Genomic DNA, 13,040 nt, shown 5'->3' on the forward strand with positions numbered 1-13,040 from the left:
GAGAGAGGCTATAAAAGCCCCTCATCTCCAAAACTGTAATAACTATCACTCGTTATTATCAAATGATCCAATATCTCAATATTCAACACCCTTCCGGCTTCTTTAAGCTGCTTAGTTAGTTGAATATCCTGTTGACTTGGACTTAATGTCCCAGAAGGGTGATTGTGACAAAGGATAATAGCAGATGCATGCGATAACAATGCAGCAGCAAAGATGATCTTCGCATCTACCACTGTTCCTGAAACCCCACCCAAGGAAACCTGATAAATCCCGATTACCTTATGACTGCGCTTTAATAAGAGAATCTTGAATTCTTCCAAAAATCCTATCAATCCGTCATCCCAATGCCCTTTAAAAATTGTGTAAGCGTCTTTTGATGAATGAACGGTTTTCATATCTGATGCCTTTACTTTTGGGTTATACCGTAAAGAGATTTCGGAAACCATAGAAATAGTGTTAACCTGTGAATTTTTCATGTAAATAGTGATAAAAAATGATTTATGACTGAGTTAATTGATAGCAACGACAGAACGTGCTCGCCGCTGCGAGTTAAGTGAAGGGTCAAAGCAAAGAAGCCCGCTAGGGCGATGCTTTGATATGCTTTGCACAAGGAACTGGCGAAGCTTTTGAATTAGGTTTGTGTGTAGGCTCTCAAAAGCTATGATCAGTTCCGCAGCCCTTCACGACAAGCAGGCGAGCCAAACGTGTAAAGCGGTTAGCTTTTAAATGGATGAAGCTTTAGCGGAATTAGATTTAAAAGATAAAGGCAGCTTTACGATGACGAATGGAGAAGTGGACAAAAATTGTGACAGAAAGCGAAGGGTTGGGTAAGCCTGGAAGATTTTATAAGGGTAATGTATTGGACTAAAATGTTCCAAGCTGAAAAGCGTTGGGGCTTGTAAAGCATAGCTTTACGAATCTGGCGGAATTTTAGGTAGCTTCGGAATGAGGAACGCCTAATTTCCTTTCAGTTATATATTCCGATCCAGTAACACCCCTATATAAGCAGTCCAGTAACCACTTATAAAGGAAAATAGAATGAGTTTTCCGAAGATCAGTTTTTGGCTTATCCCTCCTTAGTCCACCACATGAGGGTAGGGCAAAAACTGGATCTGTACGGCTTGCAGAAAGGTAGTTAAACGAAAAAACTCCATAGCGGTTAACTATGGAGTTTAATCTTTTATGTTATGAATTCATTATTATTCTTCTACAATTCTTAATTCAACTGAATATGCCATTGGACTTAAGTCATTTGAGGTAGAATAATGTTCAAAAATTGTGTATTGAACATTCTCATGCACATAAATTTTACAACGATTTTTTTTCTCCCATTGAGGAGATGACCCAATTTGTTTAGGTTTTAACGCTAATATTTTTTTTAGATATAAATCTTTTAGGAGCTTACTAGTGAAGCCATAAATTAATTTGTATTCATATCGGCCATCCTCCCAATCACTGTAACTTGCATTCAATGCTTGTTCTCCAATTTTAGATTTAGTTAATTCCCATAAATAGAAATAATAATCTTCATCCATTTGTAGGTCAGTTGATGAGCGTTTCCATTTCGGAGTAATAATAAATAGTTCTTTGTCTATCTTTTGGGGAGTTTTAGATTTCCATGAATCCAGTAAATTATGCAGTTTTTCGAAAGGAATGCTTTGAGAACTCGCTACAAGTGAGGAGCAATTTAATATGATGAATGGCGTTAATGCCATTAATAATAATCTTTGAAACTTTTTCATAAAAAAATGTTAGATCTTTCCTTTTGCAAATTCTTGTAATGCGGGCAAAAGAACATAATGTTGAACCCAGCCTGCTCTTGCTCTATTTTTTTTATTTTTATTTTCTTCCGTAGAGCTAGGCCAGTCATTACTGATATTATAAAACCAAAGAGAATTTGATTCTGTAACTTGAACTTTAAAATCTGATCGTGTTAAATTTTGAACAGTTTTATTATATATATCAGTATAATCGCCATAGTCGTAATATCTCCATTGAGATGCTTGATTATTTAAAAAATAAGACCATTGGTTGTTAAGTATTTGAAAGAAGCTTCTGTCAAGTTTAATGTCTTTTCCCCAATAGTCTAATGTTGCATAACTCTGTGCTTTAATTTTTGTTGATGATAGTAGGGCAAGAAATGAAATAAGCAATGTCAGTTTAAGTGTTCTTTTCATGTGATTATATTTAAGTGATAAGATGTGAGTTTTAACCCCATAAGAAAGTTTTAAATAAAAAATTAAAATCTTGTTGCTTTAAGTTCATACCATGCAGATCGATTTAATCCTCCATTTTCACGTATATATTTTGTAAAATTCGCAGATGTAATAACAGACATTGTTTTATTGACTATCAATTCAAAGCTTACGGTTTCCTTTTCGCTTGACGATTCAGTCTTTGAATATTTGTTTTCAGAAACCATTTTGAGAACTAACGTCCCATTCGTAGTTTTTACTAAAACACTATTGTCGTAAATAGTTAATGTTAACTCCTTACCTAATTCTCTAGGAGCTATTCTATTATATAATTTATCATCAGATGCATTAACTGATGTAACTTTTAGAGTTTGAGCATAGACAGAAATAGCTGAAAATAAAATGATCAATATAGTTGTGAATAGAGTTTTTTTCATAAATAGGTTATCGTTTTTTTGTAAGGGTTAATTCTGAAATTTATTTAAATAATTGTAATTAAAAAGTGTTCGTTAATGGAAAGTTTTTATTCTTCTTATTATGAGTGATTTAAGTTTTTCAGAAAGTGAATTACTGTAATGAATTCCCCTTTAAATGATACTACCTAATTGGAGATTAACCATAAGTATATCACTCTTAAAATCATAAATCCGAAGAAAATTACTAAGCCCCATAACCAAAGTTCAAGGAAATTAACAATCAATAGAATAGCGATTACCAACCCAACTACGGTTATGGTAAGCTGAAGAATCTGATTTGACATAGATGTTTCAATTAATAGTCTTAAAAATCCGTTAGTGGCATTAATTTATGTTCTTTTTACAGGGAGTGACCACCATTTTACCTTATAAAACAACAATCTAACGGAAGTTAATAAGTGACTGAATATCGAGTCAGGAATGATGTCTTAATAATTAAATCGCTAAATGAAGACTGAACTTTTAAAGGAAAAATACGGCGAGGATAGCAGCCTTCGAGAGTGTATGACAGCCAACTTTTTAAAAGCTAAAACATTGCGCTTTTTCCTTTTAAAAGGAATATCTTATAAAGTTCTTTCGAAAAGATTTCACTTACTTCAGAAGCATGTGAGGGGATATTTCTCACGGCTACCCTTGCATGGTCAACATACCCTACAAAAGAAAAACCCCTTCTACCTTATAGATAGAGGGGGATGATAATTTCGGACACTAATTTTATAGGGGGTATATAATAACCTTTTTTCGATTTTAGTGTCCGAACTTTTAAAGACTATATTTTCACAGATTTAATCACAAAGCCTTTAACTTGCTTGCCATCTAAGGTGGTTGCAATTGTAGTTCTGGCCGATAATTCAAAGTAGTCTTCCATGAGTTTTAGTGAAGCCTTCAATTTTAAACCGAATTTTCTGATTCCGTAATTCAGAACTTTTAGGATTGAGTTTGTTGTAAAGCTCTCACCAACTTTAAACCTTAATTTTAATAATGAGATAAAGCCGAAATGCTCTTTCTCTTTTGCTCGTTTTATTTTTTCAACTTCATCGAAAATCCATCTAGGTTTAAATTCAAGCTCTTTCAGTTTTTGATAACCCAATAAATTATAGACTTCAACTATCGCGGGGAACTTTCTGTTTAGATCCATGACAATTTGATGGGAGTAAATATTGTATTTATTTGCCTCACTATTTAAATCTTCTAAGATTCCAGTAACGTAGATAATCAGTTGTTTATAGGATAAGACTTTCTTTAACTGATTTGCTTGCACATCATTTAAGGGGAACTCATCCTCTTTAACAGTTATTTTAAAGTGCTCAGTATCCTCATAAGCCTTTATAAGGTTCTCATTGGATAAGTAATAGCCGTTTATCCTTTTGTCTTGTACTTCGTTGTCAACTCTATAATGATTTTCCGATCCATCGTATTTAAGGAACTCAGCATAATAAATCTTCTTCAGGGCTTGATCCAATGTAGCACGGGAACCTTCTGTAGTAGCTCCATCTCTTAAGGCTTTAATCTGCATATAAGCTTCTCTACAACCTGATAAAAATGAAAGCACTTGTTCCTTAGCCTTATGGTCAAGATTGGGGTCGATGTTGGTGATATGTGTTAAGCTTTTAATTTTATTTCTTAATCGACCCTCAATTTGGATAGTATCTGTATAAGGATCAATAATAGAGTGTTTTGCCTTGGTTAAATCGGTAACAATTAAAACATCAGGCTGTTCATCAATTTTTAGGTCAACTGCTGAAAAGAAACGACTGGTTAGAAAATTGTATTTATTCATCTTTTTCTTTTCAAAATGATGCCATGAGTCATTAAAGCCGCTTGCTTTTAGTTTGATTCGGCTATCCTCTGCGCAAAAAACATAGCTATCCTCTCTAATTTGAAGTGCTTCGATTATTGAAGCAATAACTTCTGTTGAGTTGATGAATATAAAATAACGATTACTTTTAGTTTGCTTTAAATAGTGTTTTAAAGATAACAGTATATTGTTGGTAGGATTTAATAGAATTGGAATCCTATAATCGAAGGTTGGCCTTACGACTAACTCTGAAAATCTTTGTTTTATAAATCTTGGGTCTGATGGCATCAATGGTGTAGCCGAAATGAAGACTTTCCGTTTAAACTTAAAGAAGTCATCCATTGGAAGAACGATGTTCTTTCTGAAATTAACATCTTTAACAGCTCGATCGCACTCATCGAACATTAAGAAAAAGGTTTTGTACATATTAATGCCAAGATCTTCACAGGCATCTTTAACTTTTGAAAAGGATTCTGGTGTAACAATTATCTTTTTATGCACAACATCATTAGTTAAATAATCAATTATATCATCCTTGTAAATTCCTTCACTAACTCCTAGGATCTCATTAGTTTCTTTGCATTTAATAACAGGGAGATTAGGTTCAATTATTATAGAATGTCTTTCACTTTCAAGTTCTGATGTTGTTGCACCAATTGCAGTAAGCGTTTTGTAGATAATTCTGTTGGATGGCAACCCTTTTTTGAATATATCTGCCATGTATTGATCTTTATTTATTTTGATAAATCTTCTTTTCATTATGTTACTTTTTGGGCATAGCAATGCCATTAAGCTTTTATAGGCTTTTAATTTTTTTAATTATTGTAAATGTTGATTTAAAAGGAGGGCGATTGCCCTCCCTTTGGGCAGTTTTATGCTTCTAGAGCCTCTAAGTATAACTCATTTAGCGTAAAGCCAGGGTAGAAGATCCCTTGTTGATAATGCTTGATAAATTTATCAAGATCAGCCGTAACGATTAGCTTGAATTCCTGCACTGACTGGGCCATGATAAACTTACACCAAATGTATGGGGTGCCATTTTTATCTAACCTCACAATAGGCAGGCTGTTCATTTTAATGGTTTCTCCCATGTATTCTAGGAGTAGGCCAAAGTTCTCACGATCTTTTGAAGGGATTTTGTGGATGTACTCCACAAAATCTTCTTTAGTGATGTAACCTTCGTTACCATCCTTTGAAAAGAAAGAAGTAGCACTTCTTCTTAGTCTTCTGGTCGGTAAAGTTTGTTTTAAAACTTCACAGATATTTAGCTTACCGTCTTTCAGGTTTGCAATTTGATCAGCATTTAATGATGCTAAAGTAAATTTATGCGTTTGCATTTTATTAATAATGTTATGTTAAAATGCTCTATTCTTTTTGAGGTCGTTGAGCAGGATACCGACCTTTGCTTTGCCTGGCCAGGCTGCCAACTTGATTAAGAACCTTGTTAATTATTGTTCTTTTCTCTTGTTGACATTACAAAGGTGCGGAGAGTACAGAAGGCTGGAGGGATTATTAATTTAGGTTTTTGAAGTTTTTTTATTTCCTTATAAATGAGCAAGTTGTAGTTACTTGATTTTGTTGATATAGTTTAAAAGGAAAGTGCGCATGTAATCTTTAGGTGTAACAGTGTCCGTATTAAAGAAACCGAATTGAACACCTATATCGAAAAGGAGATACAATTGTGCATCGGAAAACATTGCCCCTTCAGCGACCTTCATTAAGGTTTGATCGTTTAAATAGGCTAAAACTTTAAAGCAGAATTGAGCAATAGCTTTATTTCGTTCTGTAATTGGTTTCTTAATTCTTTTAACTGCTGCCTTTTCTAATTTAGAAGCATCATAACCGTTTTGAAAAGTATATAAGATAGGTTCTCCTAATGCGATGGGAAGTTGTTTGTAATCGTTTAATTCTTTTTTTACAGTTTGACCAATCCATTGTGATAGGAAACCATCTGTAATTTTAACCTTTTGACTGCCTAGTTTAAATGAGATTTCAATGCTTGTCTATAACGGTGATACTGGGCCACTCAAAACGGATGATACTGGTTCTTCGTCAATTTTGGTGAATTATGCAGATTTCGCTAGTACCATTTTTCTTAACAGCTCAAAGCTGGCTCTGCCATACATTTTTCTTTTGATATTTTTAATCCGGTTGACTTGCCCTTCCACCTGCCCATTACTAAAGGGTGTGATCACGGCATTATTTACGGCTTCATAATCCTTCAAGATATTTTTGGCGAAATTTTTTAAGCCGCATTCAGATTTGGCGGTTTCATCTATCCATTTCATCAGTGACCCATCTTCCTTAAGGAGAAAAAGGTTTTTAAAGCTTTTTACTAACTGTTCCATCTGTTTTATATCAGGACATTTCTCATACAGGAGCTTGAGGAAGTCCTGGTCATCCTTCCGCGGAAGTTGATCCGGCTCCAGGTATAACATAAAGGATAACTTGGTTGGCGACCATGTTTTTATAGGTGTGGGGTTTATTTTCTTGGCTCTGAACGAGGGTTGCATTTTGTTCATTTTGAAACAAAACTGCGAATACTTACCATTAAAGCCCATCTGGGTTATGATCTGGTGTAATTCCCGATAAGTTTTACCTCGATTGTTTTCCTGTAGCAAAAAGTCAAGGAAAGCATCCAGGTTAGTGATAGTGCAGGATTCCCTTTTGGGCAGTTGCTCCATATGCACATATTTCTGGGTGGTTGTCCGTGATACATTTACCGTTTTGGCGATTTGCCTTATCGAATAACCTGCATTGTATAATTTTTTCACTTGCTCGAATTTATGCTGTCTATCAATACTAATGTTTGCAACAGAATCCCCGGATGTTTCCAACTCTGGGGTGCACTGAACCGGCTGTGGCCTTGGAGCTGCAGGTGCATGCTCCTTTTGGGGATTATTGTAGAGATTGAATACCTCCTTCAGCTCTTTTCCTTTGGATTGAATAACTCTTTTGACTGCTTCTCCAAGATTCATTAATAAATGAAAGCGGTCTGCTACCTGATGAGCTTGTGGGGCGCCTTTTTTCACCCCTAATGCATAAGGTCCATACCGGTCACGGGAAACTGTTTTTATTTCTGGATGTTTTTTAAGCCATTCGGCTAGGGTTTCCGACTCCCGATCCGGCAACAGGTCGATCACTTCCTTTCTTTCCAAATCAACAAGAACAGTTCCGTACGTTCTTCCCTTTTTGAATGCCCAATCATCCACCCCAATGATTCCCGAGGTCAATGTTTTAGATTGTATTTCCAGCTTTTTAACCACGCGTAATACGGTAGACGGACTTACGGGTATGCCCACATACCTGCTGATGGTAGCACCCGTATTCCCGCCCAGTTCAAGTGCCATTCTTGCTAGCAGGTCATTGGAACGCAGCATTCTTCTGTAATAAGGCTTAATTTCAGAATCAAAACGCTCCGTAAAGATTTTTCGGTGGCACGCAGGGTTATCACAAAAGTATTTCCTTGCTTTGAGCTTAACTCTTGCCAAATGCCCCGAAACAGGCAGGTCCAAAAGCTTCCTGGAGTATCGGCTGTGGATCCTATTGCTTTTTTTGCTGCAAATGGGGCAGGTAGAGCAGGGCTGACAAACCGATGCACAAATGTGCAATACTCCAGGTTCAGAAGAAATGGCATCAGCTTTTAGCTGTACGTTAGCAGGGAGAATAAATGATGGTATCATTAATAAAAAGTATAATATAAAATTACACATATATTATGCTTATTTTTATCATCCGAACAGAAAATTATTATGGGAAAAACTGTATTGAAAGTCCAGCGGTCAGAAGCCGGAGAGATCAAGAAGCTATTAAACACAAATGACGACTATACCGTGGGCGTAAGACTGTTTCTTGTATACTTAGTGGCCTTGGGCCATTCCTCCAGGAAGCTGGCTGAACTTCATGATATAAGCTTTAAGCAGATAACCAACTGGGTGCATCGATACGAAAAAGAAGGGATTGAAGGATTGAAAGATCGAAAAGGACGAGGTAGGCGCAGTGCCCTATCGGAAGATCAACTAAAGAGAATTAAGTCATTAGTCCTCTTGGAAAGCCCGAACCAGCACGGATTAACATCGGAAAAATGGACCGGCCCCCTTCTGGTGAAATGGATCAAAAATGAATATGGATTAGAGTATCAGAAGGCTCAGGTATACAATCTGCTTGAGAAAGTCGGCATTACATTTGAAAAGAAGCGCGGATTGATAAATAAAGTGTAATTAATTTATATACTTTTCACCAAAAGTGACGAAGAACCATGATACTGGGCCAGCTGTTACGGGAATCAACGGGCCACTTTTCAATACAATTATAAGCGTTTAATTTTAATGACTCAATTGTTTTTTTCTCCGGAAAGATTCACCTTCTAGTTCAATTCGGTGAGAGGAGAAAACGATCCGGTCTAATATCGCGTCGGCAGCTGTACTTTCTCCAATCAGGCCATGCCAATTTGCTACCGGTATCTGTGTGGCAATAATGGTTGAAGAGGTTTCATGTCGTTCTTCAATGACATCCATTAGCACATTCCTGGCAGCCTGATCAATAGGAACGAGTCCAAAGTCGTCCAGGATGAGCAGCTCCGTTTTTTGTATCCGCTTGATCAGTTTAGAGTAAGTACCTTGCAGTTTAGCGAGTTTGGCCAGGTCAAAGAACCGCGCCGTATTGTAATACATTGTTCGATGCAGCATTTGACAGGCTTTAACACCTATGCTCTGAGCCAGAAAACTTTTACCGCAGCCACTATAGCCAGTAATTATGATATTTTCCTTTTTTTTAATAAAGTTAAGCCCCAGTAGCCTTTCAAAGGTTGTTTTATCTAAACCTCGTTGAGTTTGGTAATCAATATCTGAAGCAGAAGCGGCCTGTTTAAAGCCAGCACGCTGGATCAGGCTATCAATATTTCGGTTCTGTCGGCTTTCCCATTCAGTATCTACCAACAGGGAAAGAAAGTCATCCAGGGTATAATCCTGATAAAGGTGTTCGCTGATACTGCGGTGGTAAAGGGCCGCCATGGCATTCATGCGCATGCGGCGCATCTTTTCTACGGTGTTGTGTTCATTCATAATTTGTTGTTGGATCTGTTTAATAAGTAAGTATTGACTGGTGGGGTCAGCATGCCCCGGAACCTGTTTATTGATAGTGACTTGCCCCCCGGATGTTGCTGTGTTCTGGGATCGGGGAACCGGATGGTTCCGCTGGATCTTCCTGCTCCATATCCAGGTTGTTCTTCAGTATCATTTCAATGGTGCGGTAAGAAGCCTTATGGTATTCCAAGCCTCTTTTGCATGCCTTTTCCAGGCGTTCATTGTTGTACGTTTTCCCGAAAGCGAGGATTCCCTGACTCTGCTTATAAGCGATTTCTGGATAATTATATTGGGTAAACAAGCGCTGAATATAGGCCAGGGTAAAAGGACCTACCTGGCGGGCACGACCCTGGAAGTATTCAGGACTCCATTGTCCGTAAGCCTGGTGCGAGGAAGGCATGTGTTGGGGTATGGTAGTATAATTGCCTGCCTTATAATTTCGTTCATGGCTGGCAATACGGTCGTAATTATAGAAGATCTCTACCTTATCCTGATTGTATTGTACCTCCACATGCAGGCCGGTAAAGCGGTAAGGAACGCTGTAATAGTTGCGATCTTCACTCATGTAGACATGTGCTGTCTTTTGTACTTTAGCCCGCCTGTATTGTCGGATACTGTAAGAGTCGGTCGCAATTCCCTGTAAGTATTGTTGCTCCAGATCAATGAAATAACTCCTGCGGCTGCCGCCTCCATGAGAGAACAGGTAATCATTATATTCCTCCAAGAGCTCCGCAATCGCTTTATTCAGGTCTTTAAGGCTAAAATAGGTATGCTTACGCAAATGATAATAGATGCGCTGGTAGACCAGCTCTACGCTGCGTTCCACCAGTGCCTTATCTTGAGGGTGATGCGGACGGGCAGGATCGACCACGCAACCATAATGCAGGGCAAAGTCGGCAAAGGTTTTATTGATCACAGGAGCGTATTTACTACCCTTGCTAACTGCGGATTTGAGATTATCAGATACGATGGCCTGTGGAACCCCACCCATCCACCTCAGGCAAGATTCCATGCAACTGATCAGATCTTCGCGCTTTTGGGAAGGAACTGCCTTGACAAAGGTATACTGGCTGCAAGGGAGCACAGCGATAAATACTTCCACATCAATCTGTTCACCGGTAGATTTGTCTACATAATAAGGCTTCTTGCCGCAAAAGTCGACAAAGAGCTTTTCCCCAGCTTTATGGATTAATTTACCGCTGTGATGGCTCCGGCTCTTCCAGTTTCGGTAGTGCAGGGCAAACTGGGTGTATTTATAGCCTTTGGGGTTCTTTTCAAAGTAGTCTTTCCAGAGCTCCTGTAAAGTGCCTCCAGGTTTGTGCAGTTCCTTTTGTATAGCAGGAAACTGACTGCTGAGGATCTCGTAACGCGCTTTTTCAGTCTGGCTGTTTTCGGTAAACAAATCCCTAAGATCAGCCTCCCCGAGCTCTATGAGCTCCTGGTAAGAGAGGTTCAGTGCTTTGAAACGGCTGGTATAACTGTCAACCGTTTTACGGTTAACTTTTAAAAAATCTGCTACCTTGCGGTTGCTTAAGCCTTTAAGTTTAAGGGAAATTAAACTGCGTAATTCCATGATATCAATTCGTTGTCCTGCCATGCATCCATTGAGTTCAGATACAAGGCTATTAAAAATCATGAAAAGTGGCCCAATGACTTCCGTTTTAAGCAAGGAATCCCTGGTGCTATTTTGGCCCAATGACCTCCGTTTTGCTTTTAGGAGCAGACATTGCTTTTGGCCCAATGACCTCCGTAATAACGGTTATCTTTTTGGCCCAATGATTCCCGTTATGACTGGCCCGGTATCACCGTAATGGCTGGCCCATTGACTAGGTTCTTCGTCAATTTTGGTGAATTATGCAGATTTCGCTAGTACCATTTTTCTTAACAGCTCAAAGCTGGCTCTGCCATACATTTTTCTTTTGATATTTTTAATCCGGTTGACTTGCCCTTCCACCTGCCCATTACTAAAGGGTGTGATCACGGCATTATTTACGGCTTCATAATCCTTCAAGATATTTTTGGCGAAATTTTTTAAGCCGCATTCAGATTTGGCGGTTTCATCTATCCATTTCATCAGTGACCCATCTTCCTTAAGGAGAAAAAGGTTTTTAAAGCTTTTTACTAACTGTTCCATCTGTTTTATATCAGGACATTTCTCATACAGGAGCTTGAGGAAGTCCTGGTCATCCTTCCGCGGAAGTTGATCCGGCTCCAGGTATAACATAAAGGATAACTTGGTTGGCGACCATGTTTTTATAGGTGTGGGGTTTATTTTCTTGGCTCTGAACGAGGGTTGCATTTTGTTCATTTTGAAACAAAACTGCGAATACTTACCATTAAAGCCCATCTGGGTTATGATCTGGTGTAATTCCCGATAAGTTTTACCTCGATTGTTTTCCTGTAGCAAAAAGTCAAGGAAAGCATCCAGGTTAGTGATAGTGCAGGATTCCCTTTTGGGCAGTTGCTCCATATGCACATATTTCTGGGTGGTTGTCCGTGATACATTTACCGTTTTGGCGATTTGCCTTATCGAATAACCTGCATTGTATAATTTTTTCACTTGCTCGAATTTATGCTGTCTATCAATACTAATGTTTGCAACAGAATCCCCGGATGTTTCCAACTCTGGGGTGCACTGAACCGGCTGTGGCCTTGGAGCTGCAGGTGCATGCTCCTTTTGGGGATTATTGTAGAGATTGAATACCTCCTTCAGCTCTTTTCCTTTGGATTGAATAACTCTTTTGACTGCTTCTCCAAGATTCATTAATAAATGAAAGCGGTCTGCTACCTGATGAGCTTGTGGGGCGCCTTTTTTCACCCCTAATGCATAAGGTCCATACCGGTCACGGGAAACTGTTTTTATTTCTGGATGTTTTTTAAGCCATTCGGCTAGGGTTTCCGACTCCCGATCCGGCAACAGGTCGATCACTTCCTTTCTTTCCAAATCAACAAGAACAGTTCCGTACGTTCTTCCCTTTTTGAATGCCCAATCATCCACCCCAATGATTCCCGAGGTCAATGTTTTAGATTGTATTTCCAGCTTTTTAACCACGCGTAATACGGTAGACGGACTTACGGGTATGCCCACATACCTGCTGATGGTAGCACCCGTATTCCCGCCCAGTTCAAGTGCCATTCTTGCTAGCAGGTCATTGGAACGCAGCATTCTTCTGTAATAAGGCTTAATTTCAGAATCAAAACGCTCCGTAAAGATTTTTCGGTGGCACGCAGGGTTATCACAAAAGTATTTCCTTGCTTTGAGCTTAACTCTTGCCAAATGCCCCGAAACAGGCAGGTCCAAAAGCTTCCTGGAGTATCGGCTGTGGATCCTATTGCTTTTTTTGCTGCAAATGGGGCAGGTAGAGCAGGGCTGACAAACCGATGCACAAATGTGCAATACTCCAGGTTCAGAAGAAATGGCATCAGCTTTTAGCTGTACGTTAGCAGGGAGAATAAATGATGGTATCATTAATAAAAAGTATAATAT

At 38.6% G+C, this 13,040-nt stretch carries 13 protein-coding genes; 1 reads left to right on the top strand and 12 read right to left on the bottom strand.

The window, feature by feature from the left end:
• Positions 1-8 precede the first annotated feature (8 nt).
• From L2B55_RS01145 to L2B55_RS01185, 9 genes are all read right to left on the bottom strand, one after another.
• Positions 9-476 (bottom strand): JAB domain-containing protein, encoded by a 468-nt coding sequence (locus L2B55_RS01145; protein WP_237848464.1) that lies wholly within the window; start codon positions 474-476, stop codon positions 9-11.
• Between the two features lie 723 nt (positions 477-1,199).
• Positions 1,200-1,742, bottom strand: coding sequence for a hypothetical protein (locus tag L2B55_RS01150; RefSeq protein ID WP_237848465.1), 543 nt, complete (start codon positions 1,740-1,742; stop codon positions 1,200-1,202).
• 9 nt (positions 1,743-1,751) lie between these two features.
• Positions 1,752-2,177, bottom strand: a complete 426-nt coding sequence (locus L2B55_RS01155; protein WP_237848466.1) for a hypothetical protein — start codon at positions 2,175-2,177, stop codon at positions 1,752-1,754.
• A 62-nt stretch (positions 2,178-2,239) separates the two neighbouring features.
• The gene (locus L2B55_RS01160) at positions 2,240-2,632 is read right to left on the bottom strand and encodes a hypothetical protein (protein WP_237848467.1); all 393 of its coding nucleotides are present in this window, start codon (positions 2,630-2,632) and stop codon (positions 2,240-2,242) included.
• Between the two features lie 164 nt (positions 2,633-2,796).
• Positions 2,797-2,955, bottom strand: a complete 159-nt coding sequence (locus L2B55_RS01165; RefSeq protein ID WP_237848468.1) for a hypothetical protein — start codon at positions 2,953-2,955, stop codon at positions 2,797-2,799.
• 485 nt (positions 2,956-3,440) lie between these two features.
• Complete coding sequence (locus L2B55_RS01170; RefSeq protein WP_237848469.1) at positions 3,441-5,228, bottom strand: hypothetical protein; 1,788 nt, start codon at positions 5,226-5,228, stop codon at positions 3,441-3,443.
• A gap of 113 nt (positions 5,229-5,341) precedes the next feature.
• On the bottom strand, positions 5,342-5,806 hold the full coding sequence (locus L2B55_RS01175; RefSeq protein ID WP_237848470.1) for a hypothetical protein: 465 nt from the start codon (positions 5,804-5,806) through the stop codon (positions 5,342-5,344).
• A 228-nt stretch (positions 5,807-6,034) separates the two neighbouring features.
• Entirely contained in the window at positions 6,035-6,187 is a 153-nt protein-coding gene (locus L2B55_RS01180) for a hypothetical protein (RefSeq protein WP_237848471.1), read from the bottom strand.
• A 348-nt stretch (positions 6,188-6,535) separates the two neighbouring features.
• Positions 6,536-8,152: an ISL3 family transposase gene (locus L2B55_RS01185; protein ID WP_237845707.1), complete on the bottom strand. Its 1,617-nt coding sequence runs from the start codon at positions 8,150-8,152 to the stop codon at positions 6,536-6,538.
• A 69-nt stretch (positions 8,153-8,221) separates the two neighbouring features.
• Between L2B55_RS01185 and L2B55_RS01190 the strand changes: the two genes are divergently transcribed.
• Positions 8,222-8,689 carry a helix-turn-helix domain-containing protein gene (locus L2B55_RS01190; RefSeq protein WP_237845709.1) on the top strand — a complete coding sequence of 156 codons (468 nt, stop codon included), beginning with the start codon at positions 8,222-8,224 and terminating at the stop codon, positions 8,687-8,689.
• A 105-nt stretch (positions 8,690-8,794) separates the two neighbouring features.
• On the opposite strand, the gene istB is transcribed toward L2B55_RS01190, so the two are convergent.
• The 3 genes from istB to L2B55_RS01205 form a co-directional block, all read right to left on the bottom strand.
• A complete protein-coding gene (istB, locus tag L2B55_RS01195; RefSeq protein WP_237848472.1) occupies positions 8,795-9,532 on the bottom strand; it encodes an IS21-like element helper ATPase IstB in 738 nt (245 codons plus the stop codon).
• Between the two features lie 67 nt (positions 9,533-9,599).
• Positions 9,600-11,150, bottom strand: a complete 1,551-nt coding sequence (gene istA, locus L2B55_RS01200; protein WP_237848473.1) for an IS21 family transposase — start codon at positions 11,148-11,150, stop codon at positions 9,600-9,602.
• Positions 11,151-11,405: 255 nt separating this feature from the next.
• Entirely contained in the window at positions 11,406-13,022 is a 1,617-nt protein-coding gene (locus L2B55_RS01205; protein WP_237845707.1) for an ISL3 family transposase, read from the bottom strand.
• Between the last annotated feature and the right edge of the window lie 18 nt (positions 13,023-13,040).

This window comes from Solitalea lacus, assembly GCF_022014595.1.
GTDB lineage: Bacteria > Bacteroidota > Bacteroidia > Sphingobacteriales > Sphingobacteriaceae > Solitalea > Solitalea lacus.

Excerpts from the sequence above, each read along its gene's own strand:
- L2B55_RS01145 (WP_237848464.1), bottom strand. The coding sequence starts at position 476 with ATGAAAAATTCACAGGTTAACACTATTTCTATGGTTTCCGAAATCTCT.
- L2B55_RS01150 (WP_237848465.1), bottom strand. The coding sequence starts at position 1,742 with ATGAAAAAGTTTCAAAGATTATTATTAATGGCATTAACGCCATTCATC.
- L2B55_RS01155 (WP_237848466.1), bottom strand. The coding sequence starts at position 2,177 with ATGAAAAGAACACTTAAACTGACATTGCTTATTTCATTTCTTGCCCTA.
- L2B55_RS01160 (WP_237848467.1), bottom strand. The coding sequence starts at position 2,632 with ATGAAAAAAACTCTATTCACAACTATATTGATCATTTTATTTTCAGCT.
- L2B55_RS01165 (WP_237848468.1), bottom strand. The coding sequence starts at position 2,955 with ATGTCAAATCAGATTCTTCAGCTTACCATAACCGTAGTTGGGTTGGTA.
- L2B55_RS01170 (WP_237848469.1), bottom strand. The coding sequence starts at position 5,228 with ATGAAAAGAAGATTTATCAAAATAAATAAAGATCAATACATGGCAGAT.
- L2B55_RS01175 (WP_237848470.1), bottom strand. The coding sequence starts at position 5,806 with ATGCAAACGCATAAATTTACTTTAGCATCATTAAATGCTGATCAAATT.
- L2B55_RS01180 (WP_237848471.1), bottom strand. The coding sequence starts at position 6,187 with ATGAAGGTCGCTGAAGGGGCAATGTTTTCCGATGCACAATTGTATCTC.
- L2B55_RS01185 (WP_237845707.1), bottom strand. The coding sequence starts at position 8,152 with ATGATACCATCATTTATTCTCCCTGCTAACGTACAGCTAAAAGCTGAT.
- L2B55_RS01190 (WP_237845709.1), top strand. The coding sequence starts at position 8,222 with ATGGGAAAAACTGTATTGAAAGTCCAGCGGTCAGAAGCCGGAGAGATC.
- istB (WP_237848472.1), bottom strand. The coding sequence starts at position 9,532 with ATGAATGAACACAACACCGTAGAAAAGATGCGCCGCATGCGCATGAAT.
- istA (WP_237848473.1), bottom strand. The coding sequence starts at position 11,150 with ATGGCAGGACAACGAATTGATATCATGGAATTACGCAGTTTAATTTCC.
- L2B55_RS01205 (WP_237845707.1), bottom strand. The coding sequence starts at position 13,022 with ATGATACCATCATTTATTCTCCCTGCTAACGTACAGCTAAAAGCTGAT.